We start from the raw sequence: 24,948 nt of genomic DNA on the forward strand, positions 1-24,948 counted from the left end.
CATGTCGTTTGTTGTCTCAGGAAAGGTTCTGCTCGACGGCGCTCAGGCCGTTTCTGAGCTGAAGGAAGTCAAAGCCGCCAAAGACGGTGTCAAAACTGCAACCGCAGCCGTCAACGCAGCCGAAGCCAAAGCAACCGCAACAACCCGTAAACTGGGGGCAGCCTCCTCATCAGCGGCAGCAAAAGCAAAGGCCCTTTCTGTTGCCGAACAATCCGTCGCCCGCGAGGCGATGACGATGGGCAATTCACACCGGGCTGCAGCGGGCCAGGTTGGCAACCTAACAGCCCAGTTTAACGATATCGGCGTGATGATGGCAGCCGGTCAAAACCCGCTACAACTCGCCATTCAACAGGGTACACAGATTAGCCAGGTCATTGGGCCGATGGGGGCTGCCGGAGCGGTTCAATCACTCAAGGCCGGTTTTTTGGGCATGATTAGCCCCATCAGCATTATCACCATTGGGTCCATCGCCGCCGCCGCTGCTATGTCCAACTGGCTGACCGGCGCGGACGAGGACGCCGAAACTCTGGAAGAGGCGATCCAATCGGTGGCGGATGCCATTGACGTCTTTGCCGAAAAGTCACGCTCGGCCCGCCAAAGCTCCGCTGATATGCTGGCAGAGTTTGGAACCGCGTCCCCGGCCCTGCGCCTGGTCCTCGCTGATATGGCAGCCCTGGCTAAATATGATGCATCGCAACAGTTAGACGCGACGGCGGCTAGCGTCCGCAACCTGGTCCTCGAACTGGCTTGGTGGGACGAACGCGGCAACTCTGCAGCCGCGCAAGATTTCTTAGGCCTGAATTCGATCCGACGATCTGCCCGTGAAACCGGCGCAGAGTTCGCCAGAAACCTAGAAATTCTGCAAAGTTCAGAAGAACCCGCCACCAAGCTGCAAGCCGCCTTAGATGTGCGCGACATGCTTCTGGACGCCTCGGGCGGCTTGGAAAACCTCAACGTCCAACAACGGGAATTCTATGATGGTCTGGCAGGATTAATCCGCAATCTGGAGATCTTCGCAGGTCGCCTGCAGGAGCCTTGGCAGGAGCTAAAGAAAACCGGCACCGATCTGTGGTCCAGCATGACCGCCTCGGCCAAGGGATATCTGAGTGAGCGGGTTAAAATCGAAACCAACGCCCGCAACATGCTGGCCCAAATGCAGCGCGAAGCCGATGTGCGCCAGGCGGAGCTCCAGTTTGGCCGCGAAAGCACCCAAGCAACCCTTGTGCGCCAACAGGCTGAACGGGCTGCCTATGAAGAAACGCTGGCAACCCTGAAGGTCTCTGAGGGTCTGAAGGACGAGCTGCGCGCAGCTTTTGAGGAAGGCCAGCGCCTGGCCGATCTGGATATGACACCCGGTGTCAACGGCGCTGCTGAAGCAGCCGCACGACTGGTGGATCGCTTAGGCGTCTCAGTGGAGCTGGCCGGGAAACTGGCAGGCCTTGGGATGGGTCAGCCCGGACACAATGAGGATACCACCCAAGGCTATGAGGCGGGCGATCCCCGCGCACCGCAAAACAACCAACCCGGCGTCTGGACCGGCGGCTACAGCACCAGTAGGTCAACGCCCCGCAAGCCTCGAAAAGGTGGCGGTGGCGCAAGTCAAATCAATGCGGAACGCGAGGCCATTGAACGCCTGATTGCCCGTGAACGCGAGCGGCTGGAAATCCTGCGCGAAACAGATCCCGTCATGCAGGAAATGGCCCGCGTCCGCGACATCCTGAAAAACGCCACTGATGCAGAGCGCGAAGCCGTAGAAGCGCTCATTCGCGAGCGCCTTAACGAGCAACAGGCCGTCGAACTCACAAATCAGGCGGCAGAGTTTCTTGGCAGCAATATCCAAACCCTGGCTGAAGGAATGGCCGCAGGCGGTGATCAGGCTGCAGAAGCTTGGAAACAGGTTGAGGCGGCTATCCTTGCGGCGGCTCTGCAAGCCGCACTTCTGGGCGATGGCCCCTGGGCTGATATGTTTGGTTTAGGCGGTGACACTGGCGGCCTGATCGGCATTGCCCTAGGCGGCATTGGCCTGGCTGACGGCGGCACGGTTTATGGCGCTGGCGGCAACAAAGACGACAAGGTCCCTGCCTGGTTGTCGCCCGGTGAAACCGTTGTCACGGCCAAGGCCACCCGCCAGTTCCGCCCCCTGCTGCAGGCCATGAACGACGGCGTCGATATCCCCGGTCTGGCAGACGGCGGCACCATCGCAACCCCACTGGGATCGCGAAGCGGTTTGGGCGGTTCGGCTCCAGGACAACCAACCGTCCTGCTGCGTATCCAGCCAAGCCCTCTCTTCAAGGTGGCCGTTGAAGAACAAACCCACGGCGTCGTCGTTGAGGCAATTGAGGACTACGACCAGAACGTCGCCCCGGAAACCGTCAAACGCACTTTGGATGATCCCCGGAGGATTGGATAATGGCGCTCACCTGGCCCCTGCCCCTAAACGAGTTTTTTGACACGCTGCCCATTCAGAAGGTGACGTTTCAGCTCGCAAACTCAGCAACCTATTCTGAGACCGGGGGCGGCGAACTTATCACCCATAAACGCGGGTCGCGCCTTTGGCAGGGCAAGATCATCCTGGACAAGGACAGCCACGCAATCTGGGCCGCCATTGAATCGCGCCTGGCACTGCTGGAAGAGCCCGGAGCCTCATTGCTGTTATGGGACGTGCGCCTGCCGGGTCCAATTGCCGACCCGGACAAAAGCATACTCGGGCCTGCAGTTCCCCAAATCAGAAGCCTGGACCCAAACAACCGGGAACTGACACTCAAGGGCCTGCCCTCTGGCTACGTGATCTCTCAGGGCGATCTGCTGGGCTTCACCTACGGAAGCAATCCGGTTCGATACGCTTTTCACCGCGTGGCGACCGGCGGCACAGCCGATGGTCTTGGCGTCACACCAAACATCGAAGTCCGCCCGTTCATCCGACCCGGTGCCGCTGTGGATGCAGTGGTGACATTGGGCGACCCGGTTCTGAAGGCAAAAATCACCGGTGCCGATTATGGCGCCAGCCGTTCCACCATCAGCGAAGGCGGGTCTTTTGACTGGACCCAGACCTTGAGGTAACGCGATGCCGACGATTGCCCCAGCCGTACAACAGCAACTTGACGAGCGTCGCGGAACCGACGCCCAAGTGCTGCTGTGGATCATTGCCAAGAACCGCGACACAGGCGCGCCGGAAACCATCGGCTTCTGGACCGGGGACGATCACCAGGAGTTTCTAATCGGTGGCGAGATCCGCACCTATTTTGGGGCGGGAAACGTCATTGATGTACCGCCCATCATCGCAAAAACAGGGTTTCAGGTGCGTCACTACCGGGTGTCGCTGCCCCCGCTTACGGACGAAGTCAAAACGCTCATTCGCCAGTTTGAACCGCGCCAGGCAAAGGTGGAAATCCATTCCTGCCCGCTCGACATCGACAGCGGCAATCCCCTGGCCGAACCAGTGCGGATGTTCAAAGGGCTGTTGAATGAGGCCCCAGAGGAGCTGGGCCGCAAAGGTGGTGAAAGTCGCACCGAGCTTGTCCTGGTCACATCCGCCCGCAGCCTAACCCTTGGTTTGCCTTTGAAGCGATCCAGCGCCGAGCTGCAGCGCCGCAACCCAGCCGACCGGGGCCGAGAAATTGTCGATACAGCAGGCGAATGGAGAGGCCGGTGGGGATGACCAAAACAAATCGGGCAAGTGACCTGCTCGCCTATCTGCGCGCTATCCGTGCCCGGCCCTACCGGATGCGTCCTGGTGCCTTTGACTGCGCCTTCTTTGCCGCTGGTTGGGTTCAGGTCTGCACCGGAACAGATCTGACCACCCGCTGGAACGCCCAGTACAAGTCCTTTGATGAAGGCCGCGATCTGTTGCGTTTGGCTGGGTTCCCAGACCTGGCAGATCTGGCTGCCGCCCATTTGACCGAGATCCCCGGCTGGGCTCAGTCAAAGGTTGGCGACATTGCTGCCATGACCGAAGACGGCCACACCGCTCTGGGCATTATTGGCGGGCCGCAAATCCATGTCCTGTCTCTGAAAGGGCTCGACTATGTGTCGCTAGCACGCGCTGACCGGGTGTTTCGCCCATGAACCTACTGCTAACAGCCCTTGTTCTATTGCTGATCTGCGCAGAACCTGCAGCGGCAGATCCTATCTCTGCCATTTTGGCTGCGATTGGCACTGCCTTTAAGGCAGGCCTCACCATCAAAGCCCTTGCGGCGGCGGCCCTGCGGTCATTGGTGAAAGTGGGGATTTCCCTTCTTGTCAACAAGCTCAGCCAACGCAAGCAGCGACAGCCCGGCCTGCAGACAACACATACAACGACGGGCGGGGTGGACCCGCAGGGCTCTGTGATTGGCCTATATGCCACTGCAGGCCATCTGGTTTACAAGAACAGCCACGGCAGCAATGGCCGATATTTGACACATATCGTTGAGGTCGGCGACCTCCCCGGTGCGACCTTGAACCGGCTCATCATTGATGGCGACTATTCCGATCTTGGGGCCGTTGAACATCCAAACTTTGGCTTGCCGATCCTCTCCAAAAAGGACGGGGCAACCGAACGGGGCTGGGTTCGGTTTTATGACGGCTCCCAAACAACTGCCGATCCCTACCTTGTGCAAGCCTACGGAGCGGACGCGCTCCGCCCCTGGACCAATGACCACATTCTGACCGGCCTGCCCTATGCCATTCTCACCTTTGACCGAATGGACCGCGTCTACCCGCACGGCGAACCCGACTACAGGTTTGAACTGAACGGGCCGCGCTTTTACGACCTGCGCCTGGACAGTAGCGCAGGCGGTAGCGGCGCGCACCGTTGGGACGATCCGGCCACATGGGCTCCGTCCACCAATGCCATGGTGATTGCCTATCAGGTTATGCGGGGCATCACCCTGCCCTGTGGCAGCGTCTGGGGCGGCGGTTATCCGGCTGAAGATCTGCCAGCCGCCCATTGGATGCTGGCAATGGACGCTTGCGATCTGGGCGTCGGTACGCCCCCCCGGCCCCAGTTTCAAATCGGCTTTGAAATCCGTTTTGAAGAGGAGCCTGCAGACTTTCTGGAAGAGGTGTTTTCCTCGGCCAATGCAGAGATTTTCGAACTGGGCGGCTATTGGTATCCGCAAGTGGGCGCAGGCTCTGGGCCTGTGGTGCAAATCACCGATGATGATCTCCTTGTGTCCGAGGCCTGGCACAAAAACCCATTTCCAACGATCAAGCAGACCTTCAACGCAGTAACGATCTCTCACCCCTCGCCCAATGCGCTGTGGAACCCCGCAACGCTTGAAACCATTACCAACCCGCAGTGGGAAGCAGACGACGGCGGCGAGCGGCTGTTTGAGCTGAAGCTGCCCATGGTAGCCTCGCCCGAACAAGCCAGGCAGGTCGGCCAGGCCTTGCTGAATGAGAACCGCCAGTTTGTCAGCCACAAGGTACCGTTGGCGATTTCCTTCTTTGGTCTGCAGCCGTTGCAATCATTGGAATGGACCTCTGAGTGGAACGACTATGACGCCAAACTGTTTCGGATTGCCGAGGTTGCCTATGACCTGCGCACCCTGAACATTACGGCCAGTGTTCGCGAAAGTGATCCCTCTGATTTTGATCCAGATCCGAGCCTGGAACTGCCAGACGTTCCCCGCGTGACTGCGCCGGGTGTCGTCATAGATGCGGGCGTTCCGGGCTTTGCTGTGGCCGGTGTCAGTCAACAAGATAGCTCTGGAACAGATCTGGGACCGGCAATCGGGGTCACCTGGTCAACGAGCATAGAGGGTGTTGCTGATGGTGTTTCTTTTGAAGCCCGGCTCACTGACACCACCGAAAACTACCTGTCTGCCAGCACAACTGATCTCGCGCGGGGGCAACTTCTCCTAGAGCCGGTCCAGCCGGGGCATAACTATCAGGTGCGTGCAAAGGCGCTCTCTACCACACGGGAGACCTCCTGGTCGGCGTGGCTTCCAGTCACAACGCCTGACATTCGCTTAGGTCCCCAAGGCCTGAGCGATGAAGTGCGAGCCGACCTTGCGCTGGCTACAGCGGTGCGCGATGCCCACAACGCGCTGATCGCTGGCTTTACTGGGGACAATCTAGGTGAGCTGGAAATTGAGTATCAGCAAACGCAGACCGCTGCCGACAACGCAGCCGAAGACGCGCTCAGCGCCAGCACAAGCAAGACCGGCGCAGTCTTGGCGCGTGGTGGCGCTGAGGATGCGATGGCCGGGGCGCTCCTTGCCCGTGACGTGTCCGCACGGCTTCTGGGCGGTGGCGGCAACCCAAATCCCATTTTTGTTGAGCCTGAAAGCAACCCAACCGCTGCGCCTGCGTCTTATGTTTGGCTGAGTGGCTATGGCTCTTCGATCTATCGCTATGCCACTGGCGGTAAATACGGCGCTTGTATCGAGTATGGCACGGGTTCTGAGCTGTCGCAGTCCCGGCCCTACATCTACCAGAAGTCATCAGACAGCGCGGTCAACGGGCTGATCGGTTCAGACGTTGAAGCCGTAGAAATAGATATTGAGGTTGAGCTGATCTCTGGGTCTTGGGGGTCAGCCCGGATTCTTGCAACCTGGCAGGGCGGGACCGGCGGCGTAAACAAGTCACATTCATTCTATCTGAAGGACCTTATTTCTGATGAACTTGGAGTGGTTCAGCGGGTACAAGGCCTCGCCACTCGTCCGGTCGATTATGTGCCGGGCGGCTTGGACGAATTGCGGATCTATATTCAAGGCAATGTGAACGGATCTTCCAAAGGCGAGGTTGATCACTCTGCCCGCATTCACCGGTTTGATTATCATGTGGTTAGCAGAAGCGCCTCCTCCTATGTCGCGCAGACCGCTCTTGTTGACCTACAAGGCAACGCCAGCGCGGGCTATCTGATCCGCGCCCAGGCGGGCGGTTCTGTTTCTCTGTTGGATCTGACCGCCGCCGACGGATCGTCCGGCGCGGTCTCCGTTGCCCGCATGGCTGCAGAACACATTTTGCTGGATGGCTCGGTAAGAGTGCCCCAGATGACCATTGAGGACTACCTGGTCATTAGCGCCAGCGATGCCGGGTTTCAGATGGGTAAAACCTCAACCGCTGACCCTGCTGATGGAATGTTTATGGGCCGCACGGATGAAGGCGGCGGCAACACCGGGTTTGGCCTCTATGCGGGCCGCACAACTGCTGGCGAGGAAAGCGCCTTGCGGATCACGCCAACCGGGGTCGAAATCATCAACGCCGACTTTAAAATTGGCGCTGCAACGCAAAACACAACCAGTATCACCACCGGGCAAACTGTGACGCTCCCCACCGGAACCGAAACGCTGTCTCTGACCCTGCAGGGCGGCGGCAGCGGCGGACAAGGCGGTGGCTTGCCTGGTGTTGGCTATCCCGGCGGCATCGGTGGCAATACTGTGGTGATCCTGAAAGATGGGTCCACCACGGTTGAGACCTACACCGCAAATGGTGGCGGGGGCAGTTCCAGAATTTCGCCAAACAGTCCCAAAGGCGACGGCGGCGCAGGTGGTAGCCGGGGGGCAGACTATGATGACGGGTGGGACTATGGGCTACCGGGTAGCCATGGCAATGCGGGCCAATCCCTGAACGTCCTTGACATTGATGTATCAGGTCTCTCTGCGCCCAAACTGGTCATCACGATTGGCCTGGGCGGCGCGGGCGGTGCGGGCGCAGGCGGTGGCGATGGCACTCCGGGTATTGCTGGTGTCGTTACCTACACGCACTCTGGAGACAGGTTGATCGCGGCCCGACCACTGGCCACGGAACCCTCCGCAATTGGCAGTTTTACCGTGACCGCTGGAGTCGCAGGATCCTTCCCGGATCTACTGCCCAGAACGGGCCTCTGGTTGCTCGATGTTGTGCCGCCTTTCTTCAAGGTAACACCGGCCCCCGGCGCTTCCACTCCGGGCGTCCGCAACGTCCACCACGCGATGACGGTTATCTCAAACCAGCGCCCGACCTACGACGCCAGCCACACTGCCACCTACACAATCAACTACATGTTTTATCCGATGTGAGGCCCCAGATATGAAACCCGTCAGAGCCGCCCAGATCGACCCTGAAACAAATGACGTGACCGGCGTGGTGACCTGCATGGAACACATGCTGGTTCCGCCTTACTACCTGCTGGAAGATGGCCACCCGATGCAGTCCGCGGAGGGTTGGAAACTGGATGCTGGAACCGGCACTCTTGTCTACACCGCCCCGGCGATCACAGGTGACCAGGTCACTGCAGAACGGGACGCCCGAATAGAGGCCGGTTTTACGTTTGGGGGCCATGTTTTTGACTGCGATGCAGCCTCCCGCCAAAACATATCCGGCGCTGCATCCCTTGCCCTAGGAGCCATGACCCAAGGCGCTCTTGCAGGCAATTTGCGTTGGCATGGTGCCGCTGATGATTTTGCCTGGCTCACCCGCGACAACGTACTCGTGCCAATGGATGCACAGAGCGTTTTTGCCTTTGGCGCAGCGGCGGCTGAACACGTCCGGGTGCATGTCTTTGCCGCCCGCGCCCTGAAGAATATCGACCCCATCCCAACCGACTTTGACGCCGACTTTCATTGGCCGGCTCAAACGCCACCCGCTGCCACCTGAACCGACATTATTCACACCAGGAGAAGACCAAATGCCCCCAGTAACTGACCACTATATAAGAACTCAAAACGCCAGCGCGCCTCCTAGCGGCTGCGATTCAGTTGTCCCGAATGACGCTGCAGATCTGCCCCGCCCCATTCGCGGCCTGATGGTGACCGGCGCTGGCGATGTGAAATGCGAATTCATTGACGGAAGCATAGACACGCTGCCAGGACTATTGCCGGGCTTTCCCTATGGTGGCCTGATCAAAAAGATCTTTGCCGACGGCACAACCGCCACCGGCATTAAGGGCCTCACTTAATGCTTGGGCTGGGTCTGGGGTTCAACACGTTGCGGCCCGCCATCCGCAGCACCTCCCAAGTCATGGCGGACTTCATCGCTGGCAGTTACATCGGCGGCACTGGTCCTGGCATCCTTGGCCTGTTTGACTTCTCTGCTGCTGGTAGTCGCAATTACATCAATGCTCTAGGCCATCTGGTGACGGCTGCACCGGGTGAACCGCGCAGCGGTCACCATGAATGGCTGAACGGCATGTGGACGCCTGTTGGCTTGCTGCTAGAGCCGTCTGGGACGAACAAGATTGCGCAGGCGGTCGCCAATCTTACCGATTGGTTGGTCTCAGGTGCCACGTTCGTAGCTGCGGCAGATAACTTCTTGGGCCGCTTCGCTGGTGTCGTGGTCACGTCTGGTGGCGAGACTTGGCACCGCGCGCGTCCATCGGCTGAAATGGCTGTTGTTGCTGGCCAGACCTACAGTGTTACAGCGTTCGTCAAAGAGGGAACAAGTGGCCGGTGCCGCATTGCGATCCGGCATGAAGGTCTAGCCGCTGAAACTCACATCCGAGGTGAGTTTGGTGCATTGGAAACCCCAACAGAAAATGCGGGCACTGCCAATGTCGTCCATGAGCTGGCGGTGCCCGGTGGGCATATGATCTATGCCACCTACACAGCCCTTGCTGACGGTCCTGTTAATGTGGGTATTGGACCGGACAGCAACGTGGCGGGTGAGAATATCACCGCGTATTTTCTCCAATTTGAGGAAGGCCACGTTCCGACCTCGCCGATCCTTTCTGCGGGGGCTGCAACCAGCCGCGCTAAGGACGTGCTTTTCATTTCTGCTGAGACACTATCGCGTCATGGTGGGTTGGACGTGATCCAGAATTTGACGGTGCATATGGCTGGCCAGATGAGCTATCCGAATTTGGGTGAATTTTCGGTGCTCGAATTCTGGAACATATACAAAGACAGCGGGAACCGGCTTGGGGCTAAGGTTGATAGCGTCAACGGCTCTGGCGACCTGGTGGTGGTCCATGGTGTTGACGGTGTTATGACCTACAGCGGTGACGCCTCAACCTGGACGCCGGACATGGGCGTTCCGTTTGACATTGCGGCGTCCTACTCGGACACCGACATGTCGGTCGCTGAACATGGTGGATTTTCTACATCGAAGGCAGTCAGCGGATTTCCAGATTTAGGCGGGGCCGCATTTGTGGTTGCGCCTGACTATCCAATGACATTGTCCAAGCTTGAACTGCGTTTTGGTGCCTCTGGAATTGATCTGGCGCGGGAGATGGTGGCATGACCTATACCATTCGAGGAACTGAGGTTTTTGCCGATGTTGTCGAGGACGAAAACGGGACAGTTGTGCAAGTAAGTTTTGCACTGAACGCCCCCACGCCTGCGCATGTTGAGGTGGCTGCACTGGCTAAAAACCTGATGGTGGCCAGACAAGAGACGCAAGACGGTGTGTTGCGGGAATGGGTCGAAGAAGTGCCCCATGCGAACTTCTTTCCGGTGGCTGTTGAACTGGTGCCAGCGGAAAGAGATGCCAATGGTGAGATGATCACGGAGCCGGTCATGGATACGAGTTACAGCGTCAACGTCACCATAGTTGGTGATCTGGTCCGCAAGGTGGACGAAAACGGCAGGTTTCTTTGGGAGATATTGCTGCTGGAGTGGATGGGATCGGGGGCCGAAACCACGGTCAACGACAAGGTGCCCGGCTTGGCTATGTCGGGTGTGTCACTGATTGACATGTCGAAGGTCCAGACACCACAGGGGGCAGTGGCCTTGACCTGATGCATGGAAATTGCCTGACGGAGATGCTAGCCATTAAAGGTCGATTGAATTGTTCAATTTTCGTTTTCTGAATGCCCCGAGAATGCTAGATATTTGAAGATTCCGATCTATCTTTTTGGCTAGAACGTCGTGACTAAGTGTTGCGTATCTGCACAGCGCAGTTTGCCACGTTCACAAAATTTTTATAGATAGTGGGCGAATGTGTTAATTAGCCGGGTGGGAAAAAGTCAATAAGTGCATAAATACCAAGTTTGAATAGGCAAGTTTCTGTTCCACTGGTCTAGGTAGAGTCCAAGAAAGGTTTGTTCGATGAGCGCCACCGAAGCAACTTCTCAGAGACCCAGCACAGGACAAATCCTTCTTGCTGTCTGTGGAGGGCTCGGCGGAATTGCGGCATTATTCGGCGCTGGTCTAACTATAGAGTCGAATAAACAGGCCACCGAGGAGCGCCGACAACTTGTGCTTCAGTCGGGCTATAATATGGAAATGGAAAACGGCGTGTTGAGGATGGATGCTCAGATTTCTGCGCTAAGTCCAATCTACGTCGTTGTTACACCTGTTTTTGATATGCCAGTAGATCGACTGCAAGAGGCTTATGGCGAAGCTCCAAGGGCATACGAAGATCCACGCCCATTGGTTGTAAATGGACGGAATGTTATTATGATCAAGGGTGTTGATAAAGACATTTGCGACATTGCGAGCAACAGACCAAAATGCACAGAGTTTGGAATTTTAGAATACAAAGTGGAATATTCGTTAGATGGCGGAGTTCGGCAAGACATTGTACCGCCTTCCTAGGGGTTTTTCTTGCTTCATTTTCAATAGCTACCGCAGATGGCTGCTATGTTAACACCGGCAGTGGGCTTGTGCGTGACCAGGTGGACAAAACCGTACGAGCTAGATTTTCAGTAACTTCATCCGAGCGACTAATCAATTGGATTCGAAGGCGTAGTCCAGCTGTAAATGAAAGTGTTCACGCATTGGCGCTTTCTGACATTGTTAGCCGAATGTCGATGTTAGGCATCATGAGTTCAAGTTTTTCTATCGAAGGCTCCGAAAGTTGCCAATTCGAAGAAAAAACATCAGGAAAATTTCTACCAATCGGAGCTGTCATCCGCGAACATGACTTGAAGAATGGTCGAACGTGTGGAGCCTTCAAAAAGCACCTTGCTATTTTGCTTGCAACATACCTGGATGAGTGTGATCGGAGCTCTTTTGTATCTTTTTGGAATGGTAGTGGTGTCGAATTTACAGACCTTCATTTCGGTTACAGGCGTGGAGAAGTGTTCCCTGAGTACGTTCAACATGACCCCTATTGGGGGAAGGTTTCATACCCAGAATGGACAGTTGACTCATTTACGACCTTCCACGACATATCTGCACACATAGGAACAAATGGACCGGATGACGGTCACGATTTTTCGGTTGAAAACGATCGCAAAAACATCGGCTCGATCCAAATTAGTTTTCCTGAAGGCCCTGTCCTAAGCAAAGACTATAGGGTTTGGGCAAACGCGAGCAGAACCGACTTTGTTTTAAGTGCAGCACAAACTTACAAAGACGACGGCTTATCCTACGTTTCGCTACCTGAGGGATTGGGTAGGAAGCTGTGGGAAACAAACGTTGTTCTTTCGCGTGACTATTTTTCCGGCGCGCCAAATGCCTTAATTGTTCCGGTGGCAGAAGCTCGGACTGATATTCTTGCAGCAGATTTTCATTGGGTGCAAAGCCGACGTTTCCGGATTTCTGTGTCCCTTTCGGATATGCCACTCGATTTGTTTAAGGACTTCTACAGCTCTATCTCATCCGATCTAAAAGTTCCGGATGATCCAATTGTTAAGTACGCTGGTTTGCTAGGACAGTTTTCAAGTTCACCTAGAAGAGATCGGTTGATGAAGTCATTTGGTTTTAGTCCAGGCGATCTTCCATTGGAGATCAGAGAAGTGGTCTATCCTAAATAGAATAGATAGTCGCTTTGACACCATTAGGAAGCTGAGCGTGATGGCGTAGTATCTAGCTGGACCCACCCTACTTGAGTTGCGGGGACCGCTAACGCAAGGCGATGTTTACACCCAAGGACTTTGAAACCATGGAAGAATTTTCGGGCCAGTGGACGGGCAATGTATCTGGAACACATTATGGAGAAATTCGCCTCGACCTGGACCACAGGAAAGATTGGCTCCAGGGTAGCCTATACCTCTTTCAGAGCCCTCTTGGTGATTCAAATTATTATGCTGAGGTTAGAGGGGTTCCCGTTGGTAATAAGCTAAGTGTAGAAGTTACCCCTGTGCCGCTACATCCAACTCAAGCGCGCTTTGCTAAACCAGATGAGTTCCCTTCAATCGCCACACCGAGTAAAATAAGGATTGAAATGGAGTTGAATATGGTTGGTGCCAAGGTGACTTGGATTACCGACAAGGGGCAAACTGGCAGCGTGGATCTGAAAAGAAGCAAAGCGGACCAACCCTCGAAGTTCACCGCCGATCCAAGAGTTAGCGACTGGGCAAGTTTCCAACAAGAAGTCTCAAAGGCAGCTCAAACCCCTTACCAATACATCTTCCGAGGGCAAACCTCGACCTGGAGGCTGCGATCCGCCTTTCACCGCACCCGTCGCAAAGACTTGGTAAGGTACTATGAGGAAGATTTTCAGAGAGTATGGCACGCATCAATTGGACAGTTGGGAAATACATTTGACAGAAATATCCCTGACCACAACGGCGCGTTTTTGCACCTTCTCCAGCATCACGGTTATCCAACACCAATGTTGGATTGGAGCTATTCCCCCTATATTGCGGCATACTTTGCGTATTCTTCGCTAGTGGATAAGGTAAAGACAATGCCTCAGTCTAACGGGAAAATCCGTATTTTCATGTTTGACGCTAAGCAATGGCGGTTAGACAATGTTCAAATTCTAGATCTGATACATACAATGCCGCACTTCTCGTTACTCGAACCTATGGCGATAGCAAACCCCAGGGCGCTACCGCAGCAATCAGTAGCTTCACTGACTAACATTGACGACATCGAGAGATACTTAGCTCTAATGCAAGGCGAACGTTCGAAGCGGTATCTCAAAGTGTTTGACCTTCCCCAATCTGAATATGAAAGTGTTTTGAGACAACTAAATCTTATGGGGATTTCGCCAGGTTCGCTTTTTCCCGGCATGGAAGGTCTATGCGATGAGTATCGTCAGCGACAGTTTGGCTATGATCCATGATCCACACTAGTCATCAGAACGCGATAACAACCGAAAACGAGTTGCTGCAACTATCTGTGTCCCAGTTTGCAAGAATAAGTGTCCCGCTACAGTCTGGCTACAGTTGAAAACCAACTACTAGTTGAGAAGATTCGAAGGTCTTTGCATGCACGACTTAGCAAATTTGCAATTGCAGCAATAAGTTTCGCGACACCTTGCAGAACGATGAGCTTTGCAAAACTTTGCAAGCCAATCCACACTCAATCTGCAAATAAATTGCGATAATCTGCCGCGTCCTGCCGCAGATCCCTTGCCCGAGTGGCCCGCTTCCGCCTAACTCGGATACGAGAAATGGGAGGAACACAGCATGTCGTACCAAGAGGTCTATCAAGCCTGGAAGAATGATCCCGAAGGGTTCTGGATGCAGGCCGCCGAGGCGATCAGCTGGGATCAACGGCCCAGTAAGGCCCTGTTCGACGAAGCTGCGCCCTCGTACGAATGGTTTTCAGACGCCCGAGTCAACACCTGCTACAACGCCGTCGACCGTCACGTCGAAGCAGGTCGCGGTGAACAGACTGCGATCATCTACGACAGCCCGATCACCCACACCAAACGCGAGATTTCATATGTTGAGCTGCGCAACCGCGTTGCCAGCCTGGCGGGGGCACTACGCGCCAAAGGCGTCGAAAAAGGCGACCGGGTCATCATCTACATGCCGATGATCCCCGAAGCTCTGGAGGCGATGCTGGCCTGTGCCCGGATCGGAGCTGTACATTCAGTGGTATTTGGTGGCTTTGCTGCGAATGAATTGGCGGTGCGCATTGACGACGCCAAACCCAAAGCCATAATCGCTGCCTCCTGCGGATTAGAACCCAACCGTGTGGTGCACTACAAACCGCTTCTCGATGGTGCTATAGATCTGGCCGAGCACAAGCCGGATTTCTGCGTGATATTCCAGCGAGAACAGGATGTCGCCCAATTGATCGAAGGTCGGGATGTCAACTGGCACGGGTTTCAATACGGGGTTGAGCCCGCCGATTGTGTGCCAGTCGAAGGCAATCACCCCGCCTATATCCTCTACACGTCTGGAACCACCGGGCAGCCCAAAGGCGTGATCCGCCACACGGCTGGTCAACTGGTTGCGCTGAACTGGACCATGAAGAACATCTATAACGTCGACCCCGGAGATGTGTTCTGGGCCGCATCGGATGTTGGCTGGGTCGTCGGTCACAGCTACATTTGCTATGCGCCGCTGATCGCAGGCAACACCACGATCGTGTTCGAAGGCAAACCAATAGGCACCCCTGATGCCGGTACATTTTGGCGGGTGATTTCGGAACATAAAGTCAAAAGTTTTTTCACCGCGCCCACAGCATTCCGCGCAGTCAAGCGTGAGGACCCCACTGGCGAATTCATCAAAAAATATGACCTTACTAATTTGGGTCAGGTCTATCTGGCAGGGGAACGCGCGGATCCCGCCACTATTCTCTGGGCACAGGACCACCTTGGTGTGCCAGTGGTCGACCATTGGTGGCAAACCGAAACCGGCTGGTCAATTGCCGCCAACCCGCTGGGCATCGAGGAACTGCCCACCAAGCTCGGCTCTCCTGCGGTCGCGATGCCAGGGTACCAGGTGGATATTCTGGACGACGCAGGCCATCCAGTTGCAGCGGGAGAATTGGGCGCCATCGCCATCAAGCTGCCACTGCCACCGGGCACCCTGCCCAGTCTGTGGAACGCCCCGGAAAGGTTCCAATCTAGCTATCTGGACGCTTTTCCAGGCTACTATGAAACCGGTGATGCTGGCATGAAAGACGAAGACGGCTACCTCTACATCATGGCGCGCACGGACGACGTCATCAATGTAGCTGGTCACCGGCTATCAACTGGCGGCATGGAAGAAGTGTTGGCCGGTCACCCGGATGTTGCCGAATGCGCTGTAATTGGCGTTACCGATCAGTTGAAGGGGCAAATGCCGGTAGGGCTCCTCTGCCTGAATGCCACGGCGACCCGTGATCACGCCGATGTTGTTTCAGAGGTGGTCAAACTGGTGCGTGAAAAAATTGGCCCGGTTGCCGCATTCAAGTTAGCAGTGGTAGTCGATCGTCTGCCCAAAACTCGATCAGGGAAAATCCTGCGTGGCACCATGGTCAACATCGCCGATGGAGCCACATTCAAAATGCCGGCTACCATCGAGGACCCTGCCGTTCTGGACGAGATCAAGACTGCGCTGCAAACAATTGGCTATGCCGGTGAGTAACCGCGCCTAAACCAAACATAAGCCCCCCCGCATTGGTGGGGTCGGTGAGGGAGTTGTCAAACGACGCCCTCACCCTCTTGCCCCCCCTGCAACCGACACATGCAAAAGGGGCATATTAGCTGACTGTTCACCTTTGTGACCTTGGGTTTCCCTTGCAACTCCTCTGTCGCTGTCTAACTTGCCCCACAGGAGATTAGTGACATGACAGACAACGATATTTGGCGCCTTAGTGCCAGCGAGATTGCCAACCGCACGCGTGCTGGTGACCTAAGTGTCGAGGACAGCATTACTGCCTCGATCACCCGTATGAACATTGCAAACCCAGCCCTGAATGCCGTAGTCGAAGATCTGAGCGCGGAAGCCTTGGAACGCGCACGCGCACTGGACAAGGCCCGCGCCGATGGCGCCGCGCCCGGCCCGTTGCAAGGCGTGCCAGTCACCATCAAGATTAACGTAGATCAGGCAGGTCATGCGTCCTCCAACGGGGTCACGGCGCTAAAGGATCTGATTGCCCCGGCAGATGCACCTCTGGTGGCAAACTTGCAGAACGCTGGCGCCGTTGTGATTGGGCGCACCAATACGCCCGAGTTTTCCTTCCGGGCGGACACTGACAATCCACTATTTGGACGCACTCATAACCCCTGGGGCAAACACATCTCGCCGGGTGGTTCGTCTGGTGGGGCCGGCGCCGCTGTGATGGCCGGCATCGGTGCCTTGGCGCATGGAAATGACATTGGCGGATCTTTGCGCTTTCCGGCTGCAGCCAATGGCGCGGTGACGGTTAAGCCCGGATTGGGCCGTGTCCCCGCCTACAACCCCAGTCAGTCTGCCGAACGTGGCATACTGGCACAGTCGATGTCGGTACAGGGCCTGCTGACCCGCAACGCCGCCGATCTGCATCTGTCGATGCCAACTCTGATTGCTCCAGACCCACGCGATCCATTCCATGTCCCAATGCCCTGGCATGGTGCCCCAATCGAAGGACCAATCAAAGTCGCCTTTACCAAGAACACCTTTGGCTATGATCTACATCCCGAGGTCGAAGCAGCACTGGACACCGCACGCAACGCCCTGCTTGACGCCGGGTACATCGTCGAAGAAGTCGAACCGCCAAATGTCTTTGACGCAGGTCGCACGGGCTATCGTGCCCTGATGGGTGAGGTCTGGTCGCTAATGAAGAAAGATGTTGATGCTGCGGGTTCACAAACCGTGCGTGATATCTTTGCGGTCTATTTCCAGGAGTTCCCACCGTTTTTGGAAACCGAACTGCTGCAAATGATGGCCAAACGCACCTACTATGCTCGTAAGTGGTCACTATTTCTGGAACAATATCCGTTAGTGCTGACCCCCTTCCTGCCGCAGCCGTTTTTCAAACCAGATCGCGATACAGAAGGCGCTGAAGGTGTGCATGAAGTATTGGGCTGCGCGGTCTATTCCTACGCCATCAACTATATGGGCCTGCCAGCGGGTTGCGTGCCCTCTCGATTGGCGGATTTGCCCCAGGGGCCACAACCGATCAACGTACAAATTGTTGCCCGGCGCTGGCGCGAGGATCTCGCTGTCGATGCTTGTGCTGCCATCGAATCGCGCGTTGGGCGCATGTGTGACCTGCTTTGGCAGAAAATGGAGTAAGGCGGCATCCGCTGATACCCGCCGCTTCAGACAAAGGCGTATACAAAATCAAACGCGGGCGTGGGGTTGGGGCCCCACGCCCGACGCTTGCGTACCATGCATACTCATTTAAAATACAATGGCTCCGCCTGAGGAGACCATCGCTGCTTCCAGCCAACCAGAGGTAGTATCATTTTGTGCTGCGTCTTGTGATCCGACCTCACGTTTTCGTGTGCGAAAAGATCAGGAGAACTGTTCCGAAATCAGCCGCTCTTCCAGCCCATGCCCTGGATCAAACAAAATTTTGTGACGAACCTTGGTTTCAGTGCTGATTTCAACCCAATCAATGTCAGCAATCGACTTGGAGATAGAATCCGCATCTGCGTTTACCGGCCGCTTGTCGGCCTCAAGGACGTCGAACCGCACATTCGCCCCACTTGGCAATAACGCGCCTCGCCAACGACGTGGACGAAACGCGGCGATGGGAGTCAGTGCAAGCACATCCGATCCGATCGGCACGATGGGGCCGTGCGCAGAATAATTATACGCCGTCGACCCTGCTGGGGTTGCAACCAGCGCTCCATCACAGACCAGTTCCGCCAGACGCTGCCGTCCATCAATCGAAATCTTCAACTTGGCCGCCTGTGGGCCCGCTCGTAAAAGCGAAACCTCGTTGATTGCCAAGGCTTGATGCAGTTTTCCATTTCGGTCCATCGCTCGCATGGTCAATGGGTTGATGATTTCCTGCTCAGCGGCTTGCAACCGCTTGATCAGTTCGCTTTCGTTATAGGTATTCATCAAAAAGCCAATTGTACCACGGTTCATACCGTAGACCGGTGCAGGTACATCTACGGTGGCATGTAGCGTGTGGAGCATAAAACCATCACCGCCTAAAGCCACGATCACCTCGGCTGTATTGGGCTCAACATTACCATATCGTTTCGTCAAAACGTCGAATGCACTTTGTGCCGATGACGTTTGACTTGCCAAAAAGGCGATTCTCATACTCATGAAATCAGTTTCCGGTGTTGCCCAATTGGTTCCGAAACAACCACACCTTTCCCCAGATGGCCAGTCTTGCCGCTCTGTCGCAGGGATTCGTCGCTTTACAGGCTTTTCGCACGGGGAAGTTTCCTATAGGAAATCGCCAATCCCAGTCCAACTTTACGGAGCCACCATGAGCAACTCCCCCCGTGACCCCGGCTTTTTCACCCAGTCCCTGTCAGAACGTGATCCCGAGCTGTATGGCTCGATCACCAACGAGCTGACACGTCAGCGCGACGAAATCGAACTGATCGCCAGCGAGAATATCGTTTCTGCTGCCGTGATGGAAGCTCAGGGCACTGTGCTGACCAACAAATACGCTGAAGGCTACCCCGGACGCCGCTACTACGGCGGCTGCCAACATGTTGATGTTGCTGAAAACCTGGCCATCGACCGTGCCAAACAGTTGTTTGGCTGCGACTTTGCCAACGTACAACCAAACTCGGGCAGCCAGGCCAACCAGGGTGTGTTTCAGGCCCTGATCAAACCCGGCGACACCATTCTGGGCATGGATCTGGCATCAGGTGGGCACCTGACCCACGGTGCGCGGCCCAACCAGTCGGGCAAGTGGTTCAACGCTGTGTCTTATGGTGTAAAGCGCGACGACAACCTGATCGACTATGATCAGGTCGAAGCTCAGGCTAAAGAACACCAGCCTAAAATGATCATCGCGGGTGGCTCGGCCATTCCACGCCAAATCGACTTTGCCCGCTTCCGCGAAATCGCGGATATGGTTGGCGCCTATCTGCTGGTCGATATGGCGCATATCGCCGGTCTGGTTGCCGCAGGAGAGCACCCCTCGCCGTTTCCACACGCCCATGTTGCCACCACCACCACTCACAAAACTCTGCGCGGTCCACGTGGCGGCATGATCCTGACCAACGATGCGGACATCGCCAAGAAACTGAATTCAGCCATCTTCCCGGGTATCCAGGGTGGTCCGCTGATGCATGTGATTGCAGCCAAGGCCGTCGCCTTTGGCGAAGCTCTGCGCCCCGAGTTCAAAGATTACCAAAAACAGGTGCGTGCAAACGCGGTTGCACTAGCGGATCAGCTGATCAAAGGCGGGCTGGACATTGTCACTGGTGGCACGGACACCCACGTGATGCTGGTGGATCTGCGCCCCAAATCGGTCACCGGCAATATCGCTGACAAGGCGCTGGGTCGCTCCCATATCACCACCAACAAGAACGGTATCCCATTTGACCCGGAAAAGCCTATGGTCACATCGGGCCTGCGTCTGGGCACCCCAGCAGGGACCACCCGTGGCTTTGGCGAAGTTGAATTCCGCCAGATCGCTGATCTGATCGTCGAAGTCGTCGACGGTCTGGCTGCCAACGGCGAAGAAGGCAATGCCGAGGTCGAAGCTGGCGTTCGCGCCAAAGTCGCTGACCTGTGCGCCAAATTCCCGCTGTATCCAAACCTGTAAACTCTGGGAATTCAACACTTTGAAGCCGTCGTGGCCTGTGGCTGCGGCGGTTTTCTCAACTCTACTGGACCACGTCGCCACCCAATGATTAGATGCGGTTATGGAGAAAAAAGAATTACGAGCACGCAGCAAATTTCTGAGCTACCTTTTGCGTCACAAGCCAGAAACCCTGCAACTGACGATGGATCCCCAGGGCTGGGTCACCATTGATGAGATCATTGATAAGTCAGAGCATCCGATAACCCGGAGCCAAATTGAAGAGATTGTCGTCTCTAATTCCAAGCAACGGTTTGCAATTTCTGCCGACGGCAAAAAAATCCGTGCAAATCAGGGGCATTCAATTCCAATTGATTTGGGATTGCCCGAGTGCCGCCCTCCTGAGATGCTATTTCATGGTACCGCGGCCAGCAATATCGAAGCAATCCGCACCGAGGGATTGACCCGTCAGAACCGTCACCACGTGCACCTGTCGTCAGATGCCCAGACAGCGCGACAGGTTGGTATGCGGCACGGCAAACCTGTCGTCCTTGTTGTCGAGGCAGGTCAGATGCACGCAAGTGGCCATGTTTTTCTTTTGTCCGAAAACGGTGTCTGGCTTTGCGATCAAGTCCCCCCACTTTTTTTGCGCCCATGAGCGATTCACCAAACCGCACCCGCCAACTCGAGCGCCAGCTAGGCGACTGGACCCGCTCCAAGTTGCCATATCTGTTGAGCGAGCTTGTCATGTTTACCCTGAAACAAGGCTGGGCAGCACTGTTTGGGACTCTTCTATTGGGTGGCATGATTCTGAGCAGCCAAATCTGGCAGCCCGACTGGCCGCTCGCCCGCTATGACGCATTGCTAATTTATGCCATTTCCCTACAGGCGCTGTTTCTGGCCACCGGCATGGAAAGCTGGCGTGAAGCCCGTGTCATCTTACTGTTCCACATCACCGGCACCGCGATGGAGATCTTCAAGGTCTATGCGGGCAGTTGGGGGTATCCGGGCGGCGGCGTGATGAAACTCTGGGGTGTGCCGCTGTTTTCCGGATTCATGTATGCATCCGTCGGGTCCTATATGGCGCGCGTAATCCGATTGTTTGACATGCGGTTTGCCCCCTACCCGCCGTTCTGGACAACGGTTGTGTTAGCCGCCGCAATCTATGGGAACTTCTTTGCCCACCATTTCCTTCCCGACATCCGGCTGGCCCTATTTGCAGCGACCCTTTTGCTATTTGCCCGCACCCGGATCTGGTTTCGCATCGCAGAAACCCACTATTGGATGCCCCTGCCGCTGGCCGCCTTTTTCTCCAGCTTTTTTCTCTGGCTTGCAGAAAATATTGGAACCAGCACCAAAACATGGATCTATAGCGGTCAGGACAGTCACCAAATGGTCAGCTTGGCCAAGATGGGGTCCTGGTACCTTCTGCTCTTTGTCAGTTTTGTCACTGTCACTGTAGTGATACGGGATACGCTGTCCCGTAAGCCTTTGTGCTATAAGGCAACCTAAAGCCTGCGACGGTCCAGTAAGGCCTAAAACTTATGTTCGGCAGAAAACACCCGGAGAACTCCGGGCGTTTCTGACTTATCACTCGATCAGATAGAAGTCTTGGGATCACTCAACGCCTCTTCCAGAAGCTTTTCATTGCGAGCCTCTTCTATGCGGCTAATCCGGTCCGCACTGGAGCGGTGATCAAAGCGATATTTTACAACGTTGATCAGGCTGAGGGTCAGCAATATGATCCCCATCGCCCAATAGCCTTTGGTGGCCAATGGCACATCTGTGGACAGCCAGAGAGAGAGGCCAAGAAGACCGTAAGCTATCGCTACACCTGCAGTGTTCAACATGATGATAAGGCTGTTGTCGTTTTTCTCGGTATACATGGGGTCTCTCCGTAATTCAGGTTCGTAAGTTGAAAAATTATTTAGCGGTTTTCAGCCTGTTCAGCACATCACTTGCACTGCTGCGGTTGCGCGCGCCAAAGCCGGCATCGGCCAGTTCCTCGCTGATATTCGCATGACCCAGCTCACCGTCGATCTCTCGCAGGATCTCACCCTGCTCAAATGGGTCATCCTGCTCCAGTACCCGCGAAATCAAGGCTTCGGCTTCTTCCATCGGACTGTCGCCTCCCAGATGTTTATTGAGACGGCGTTGCATAGTCTGCTCGCGCTTGGTCGCACGGGCTGTCATAGCGCCTTGTTTCAGGTCAATGATGCGGCGACTGGCTGTGGCAACTGATTGGCGCAGCTGAAGGATCCGGCGATCCAAGCGATCCAGCGTTTGACGTCGCAGGGTCAATTCATTTTCCATTTCAGCCACTGCCTGGGCTGCAGTCTGCGCCAGATCTTCACGGTCGCCATCCAGCGCCTGTTTGGCGCGGCTCAGCAAATCCTTGATACGCGCTTCAAGTGTTTCAATTTGACGGTTCTCAGCACGTTGGCGCTGGATCAGGCTGGCAAGCGTCAGCTTAGCTGCCTTCAGACTGCCTTCAGATTCACGGATTTTCTGATCAATCAATTCAACCGAATAAGTGTCACGCAATTGCTCTTCTGCACGGGCATTCGCGCCGGTGATCAGAGTTCTTAAAGTTCCAAACATGTTGCTCTCCAGCTTTCTGAACATCGTTCATGAAAATGGTATAGGCAATATCAGAACAGCGTTCAAGAAAAAAATGAACGACGTTCAGAAAAACTTAACCGCCAATTTGCGACAAGATCTGCGCGATCATCTGCTTGATTTTGTCCAGTGGTACAGCCGAGATCCGCTGTTCCAATCCAAGCAGTACAATTCCATGCACAGCCGAAAACAAGGCCCGCACCATCAGGTCCAGCTCCTCAGGCGTATCATTTGGAAACAGCTCGGCCACCGGACGGGCAATATTGGCAAAGAGGTCTCGTAGCGCCTGAACGTACCATTCCGGCACGCGGTCGCCTGCTTGCATTTTCAGATCAAACAGAGCCCGCCACAGGTTGGTGTTCTCTGCAGCAAAGGCAAGATAGGCGTTGCTCATCAAAATCAGCCGTTGCGTTGCAACTTCGGCTTCCGCGCCTTGAACTGATGCGGCAACCTGCTGCCCCAGTTTCTGAAACGTTCGACCATTTACGGCCATAATCAGCGCATTCAGATCATCATAGGCCGTATATATCGCCCCTACCGCACAGCCAACGTCGCCAGCCAGATCACGGGCTCTTAAGGCCACCGCCCCGTCACGGTCTATTCGGCTTTCGGCTGCTACCACTAATTTTTCGCGCAGATCTGCCCTACGTTGCTCAGCTTTGCTTGCCATAGTACCTCTATTTCCTGAACTGCGTTCAGAAATCAAATAGCACTAACCTCGGCCGTGTTGCAATCAGATCAAGCCACGCCACCGCAACACCACAATGAACAGTGCAAAAACAACCAACAGCGAAAACGCCATACTGCCCAGAACATCCAGCACCCGGCCTTTGCGACGGTCGGCCAGATCAATCGATTTCAGATGGGTTGTCACCTCTCGCGCGGCTTTACGCAGGGCGGGTTCATCCAATGTCAGCCGCAGCTTGGGGTGATCCATCAGCGGGATCGCCTGGGCCAATACCATTCCTTGATTAAAGATCCGCCGTGGCAGTCGTCGACGCGCCTTTTTTAGCGCCGCAACCAGATCCCCAGAAGCATGTTCGCGAGATTTGAGCAATTCCTGCACCTCGGCAATCTGTTCTGCAATGCTCTGGGCCATGGTGGCTCTCTCCCTGTCTGGCTTTTCGCGCCACATTACCTGCTGAAACTGAGGTGCTCAATGGGGCTGGCAGCTTTGTCCGCACGGCGTTATCACGGTGGCATGTTGAACACGATCACTCATGGCACTGCCACCGACAAACCACCCCTGCTGATTGCCCATGGCCTATATGGTTCAGCGCGCAATTGGGGGGTTATCGCCAAACGCCTCTCAGACGAACGTCTGGTCGTCGCGGTAGACATGCGCAACCATGGCCACAGTGATTGGACGCAAACCCACAGCTACCCAGAGCTGGCCGAGGATTTGGCTGAAGTCATTGCCGCACATGGTGGAACCATGGATGTTATTGGCCATTCGATGGGCGGCAAGGCGTCAATGATGTTGGCACTCAACCATGCCAGTTGCGTAAACCGCCTGCTGGTCGCTGATATCGCACCCGTGGCCTACACACACAGCCAGATCCAGTTCATCGAAGCCATGCGCAGTATTGACCTTGCCACGCTAGAACGGCGATCACAGGCCGAGGCACAACTGGCCGAGGCTGGTGTAGACCCAGCTTTGCAGAGCTTTTTCACCCAGTCCCTGGACCTTCCAAACCGTCGGTGGCGTCTAAACCTGGATACATTGGCCGATCAAATGCCCAATGTGATGTCGTTTCCACAGACTGATGCGGTCTGGGATGGGACAGTTTTGTTTTTATCCGGAGCCACATCTGACTATGTGAGGCCCGAACACCGAGGCGAGATCCGCGCCCGTTTTCCACAAGCGCGGTTTGCCAAGATCCCTGACGCAGGTCATTGGCTACATGCCGAAAAGCCGCGCGAGTTCGAAGCCACCGCGCGGGCCTTTCTAAACGCTTAGGTCTGAATAATCTGCCGCGCAACCAGCCACGACACCGGCACAGCAATCAGGGCCCCAATTGCTGCGGCACCAAAAATCGCCGGGACCGAAATCAAACCGGCCACCAGAACAGTAATCACGCCGACCCCAGCCAAACTGGTGGCGATCAGCGAATAAAGAATAGAGGCAAGGCGCAACATGGGGCTCTCCTGTATTGTGAGCAACTCATTTGCC

Annotated in this window: 24 protein-coding genes; 18 read left to right on the forward strand and 6 right to left on the reverse strand. The window is 55.5% G+C overall.

Translation table 11 applies throughout. The features are described 5' to 3' along the window. Window position 1 precedes the first annotated feature (1 nt). The 14 genes from GO984_RS13640 to GO984_RS13705 all read left to right on the forward strand — a co-directional run bounded on the left by GO984_RS13640 (window position 2) and on the right by GO984_RS13705 (window position 17,728). Window positions 2–2,410, forward strand: coding sequence for a phage tail length tape measure family protein (locus tag GO984_RS13640; RefSeq protein WP_157023081.1), 2,409 nt, complete (start codon window positions 2–4; stop codon window positions 2,408–2,410). Beyond that, window positions 2,410–3,060, forward strand: coding sequence for a hypothetical protein (locus tag GO984_RS13645; protein ID WP_157023082.1), 651 nt, complete (start codon window positions 2,410–2,412; stop codon window positions 3,058–3,060). Before GO984_RS13640 ends, GO984_RS13645 begins: the two co-directional genes overlap by 1 nt. Before the next feature lie 4 nt (window positions 3,061–3,064). Next, window positions 3,065–3,658, forward strand: a complete 594-nt coding sequence (locus tag GO984_RS13650; RefSeq protein ID WP_157023083.1) for a hypothetical protein — start codon at window positions 3,065–3,067, stop codon at window positions 3,656–3,658. Continuing rightward, window positions 3,655–4,065 carry a DUF6950 family protein gene (locus tag GO984_RS13655; RefSeq protein ID WP_157023084.1) on the forward strand — a complete coding sequence of 137 codons (411 nt, stop codon included), beginning with the start codon at window positions 3,655–3,657 and terminating at the stop codon, window positions 4,063–4,065. Before GO984_RS13650 ends, GO984_RS13655 begins: the two co-directional genes overlap by 4 nt. After that, window positions 4,062–7,985 carry a phage tail protein gene (locus GO984_RS13660; protein WP_157023085.1) on the forward strand — a complete coding sequence of 1,308 codons (3,924 nt, stop codon included), beginning with the start codon at window positions 4,062–4,064 and terminating at the stop codon, window positions 7,983–7,985. Before GO984_RS13655 ends, GO984_RS13660 begins: the two co-directional genes overlap by 4 nt. A 10-nt stretch (window positions 7,986–7,995) precedes the next feature. Next, complete coding sequence (locus tag GO984_RS13665) at window positions 7,996–8,562, forward strand: DUF4376 domain-containing protein (protein ID WP_157023086.1); 567 nt, start codon at window positions 7,996–7,998, stop codon at window positions 8,560–8,562. A gap of 31 nt (window positions 8,563–8,593) precedes the next feature. Then, window positions 8,594–8,863: a spike base protein, RCAP_Rcc01079 family gene (locus GO984_RS13670; protein WP_157023087.1), complete on the forward strand. Its 270-nt coding sequence runs from the start codon at window positions 8,594–8,596 to the stop codon at window positions 8,861–8,863. Next, window positions 8,863–10,143 carry a phage head spike fiber domain-containing protein gene (locus GO984_RS13675; protein WP_157023088.1) on the forward strand — a complete coding sequence of 427 codons (1,281 nt, stop codon included), beginning with the start codon at window positions 8,863–8,865 and terminating at the stop codon, window positions 10,141–10,143. Before GO984_RS13670 ends, GO984_RS13675 begins: the two co-directional genes overlap by 1 nt. Further along, window positions 10,140–10,640 (forward strand): hypothetical protein, encoded by a 501-nt coding sequence (locus tag GO984_RS13680; RefSeq protein WP_157023089.1) that lies wholly within the window; start codon window positions 10,140–10,142, stop codon window positions 10,638–10,640. The genes GO984_RS13675 and GO984_RS13680 overlap by 4 nt, the downstream gene beginning before the upstream one ends. Window positions 10,641–10,949: 309 nt before the next feature. Next, entirely contained in the window at window positions 10,950–11,438 is a 489-nt protein-coding gene (locus GO984_RS13685; RefSeq protein ID WP_157023090.1) for a hypothetical protein, read from the forward strand. A 227-nt stretch (window positions 11,439–11,665) separates the two neighbouring features. Further along, window positions 11,666–12,601: a hypothetical protein gene (locus GO984_RS13690; protein ID WP_167740339.1), complete on the forward strand. Its 936-nt coding sequence runs from the start codon at window positions 11,666–11,668 to the stop codon at window positions 12,599–12,601. Window positions 12,602–12,729: 128 nt separating this feature from the next. Beyond that, complete coding sequence (locus tag GO984_RS13695; protein ID WP_209279420.1) at window positions 12,730–13,857, forward strand: FRG domain-containing protein; 1,128 nt, start codon at window positions 12,730–12,732, stop codon at window positions 13,855–13,857. A 346-nt stretch (window positions 13,858–14,203) separates the two neighbouring features. After that, window positions 14,204–16,096, forward strand: coding sequence for a propionate-CoA ligase PrpE (prpE, locus tag GO984_RS13700; RefSeq protein ID WP_157023092.1), 1,893 nt, complete (start codon window positions 14,204–14,206; stop codon window positions 16,094–16,096). Window positions 16,097–16,297: 201 nt separating this feature from the next. Beyond that, window positions 16,298–17,728, forward strand: a complete 1,431-nt coding sequence (locus tag GO984_RS13705; RefSeq protein WP_157023093.1) for an amidase family protein — start codon at window positions 16,298–16,300, stop codon at window positions 17,726–17,728. Between the two features lie 222 nt (window positions 17,729–17,950). Here GO984_RS13705 and GO984_RS13710 read toward each other — a convergent pair whose 3' ends face one another. Then, a complete protein-coding gene (locus GO984_RS13710) occupies window positions 17,951–18,718 on the reverse strand; it encodes an NAD kinase (RefSeq protein WP_209279421.1) in 768 nt (255 codons plus the stop codon). Between the two features lie 166 nt (window positions 18,719–18,884). Here GO984_RS13710 and glyA point away from each other — a divergent pair, with 166 nt between their 5' ends. The 3 genes from glyA to GO984_RS13725 all read left to right on the forward strand — a co-directional run bounded on the left by glyA (window position 18,885) and on the right by GO984_RS13725 (window position 21,668). Further along, entirely contained in the window at window positions 18,885–20,180 is a 1,296-nt protein-coding gene (gene glyA, locus GO984_RS13715) for a serine hydroxymethyltransferase (protein WP_157023094.1), read from the forward strand. 100 nt (window positions 20,181–20,280) lie between these two features. After that, on the forward strand, window positions 20,281–20,814 hold the full coding sequence (locus tag GO984_RS13720; RefSeq protein WP_157023095.1) for an RNA 2'-phosphotransferase: 534 nt from the start codon (window positions 20,281–20,283) through the stop codon (window positions 20,812–20,814). After that, on the forward strand, window positions 20,811–21,668 hold the full coding sequence (locus GO984_RS13725) for a DUF817 domain-containing protein (protein ID WP_157023096.1): 858 nt from the start codon (window positions 20,811–20,813) through the stop codon (window positions 21,666–21,668). The genes GO984_RS13720 and GO984_RS13725 overlap by 4 nt, the downstream gene beginning before the upstream one ends. A gap of 86 nt (window positions 21,669–21,754) precedes the next feature. On the opposite strand, the gene GO984_RS13730 is transcribed toward GO984_RS13725, so the two are convergent. The 4 genes from GO984_RS13730 to GO984_RS13745 all read right to left on the reverse strand — a co-directional run bounded on the left by GO984_RS13730 (window position 21,755) and on the right by GO984_RS13745 (window position 23,874). Then, on the reverse strand, window positions 21,755–22,042 hold the full coding sequence (locus GO984_RS13730) for a hypothetical protein (RefSeq protein ID WP_157023097.1): 288 nt from the start codon (window positions 22,040–22,042) through the stop codon (window positions 21,755–21,757). A 37-nt stretch (window positions 22,043–22,079) separates the two neighbouring features. Next, window positions 22,080–22,757 (reverse strand): PspA/IM30 family protein, encoded by a 678-nt coding sequence (locus GO984_RS13735; protein WP_167740340.1) that lies wholly within the window; start codon window positions 22,755–22,757, stop codon window positions 22,080–22,082. 94 nt (window positions 22,758–22,851) lie between these two features. Continuing rightward, window positions 22,852–23,445: a TetR/AcrR family transcriptional regulator gene (locus GO984_RS13740; RefSeq protein WP_157023099.1), complete on the reverse strand. Its 594-nt coding sequence runs from the start codon at window positions 23,443–23,445 to the stop codon at window positions 22,852–22,854. A gap of 63 nt (window positions 23,446–23,508) precedes the next feature. Further along, a complete protein-coding gene (locus tag GO984_RS13745) occupies window positions 23,509–23,874 on the reverse strand; it encodes a hypothetical protein (protein WP_157023100.1) in 366 nt (121 codons plus the stop codon). A gap of 60 nt (window positions 23,875–23,934) precedes the next feature. Between GO984_RS13745 and GO984_RS13750 the strand changes: the two genes are divergently transcribed. Then, window positions 23,935–24,735, forward strand: a complete 801-nt coding sequence (locus GO984_RS13750; protein WP_245231111.1) for an alpha/beta fold hydrolase — start codon at window positions 23,935–23,937, stop codon at window positions 24,733–24,735. Here the strand turns inward: GO984_RS13750 and GO984_RS13755 are convergent. After that, window positions 24,732–24,914, reverse strand: a complete 183-nt coding sequence (locus GO984_RS13755) for a hypothetical protein (RefSeq protein ID WP_138164728.1) — start codon at window positions 24,912–24,914, stop codon at window positions 24,732–24,734. The genes GO984_RS13750 and GO984_RS13755 overlap by 4 nt on opposite strands. Between the last annotated feature and the right edge of the window lie 34 nt (window positions 24,915–24,948).

This window comes from Parasedimentitalea huanghaiensis (assembly GCF_009753675.1).
Lineage (GTDB): Bacteria > Pseudomonadota > Alphaproteobacteria > Rhodobacterales > Rhodobacteraceae > Parasedimentitalea > Parasedimentitalea huanghaiensis.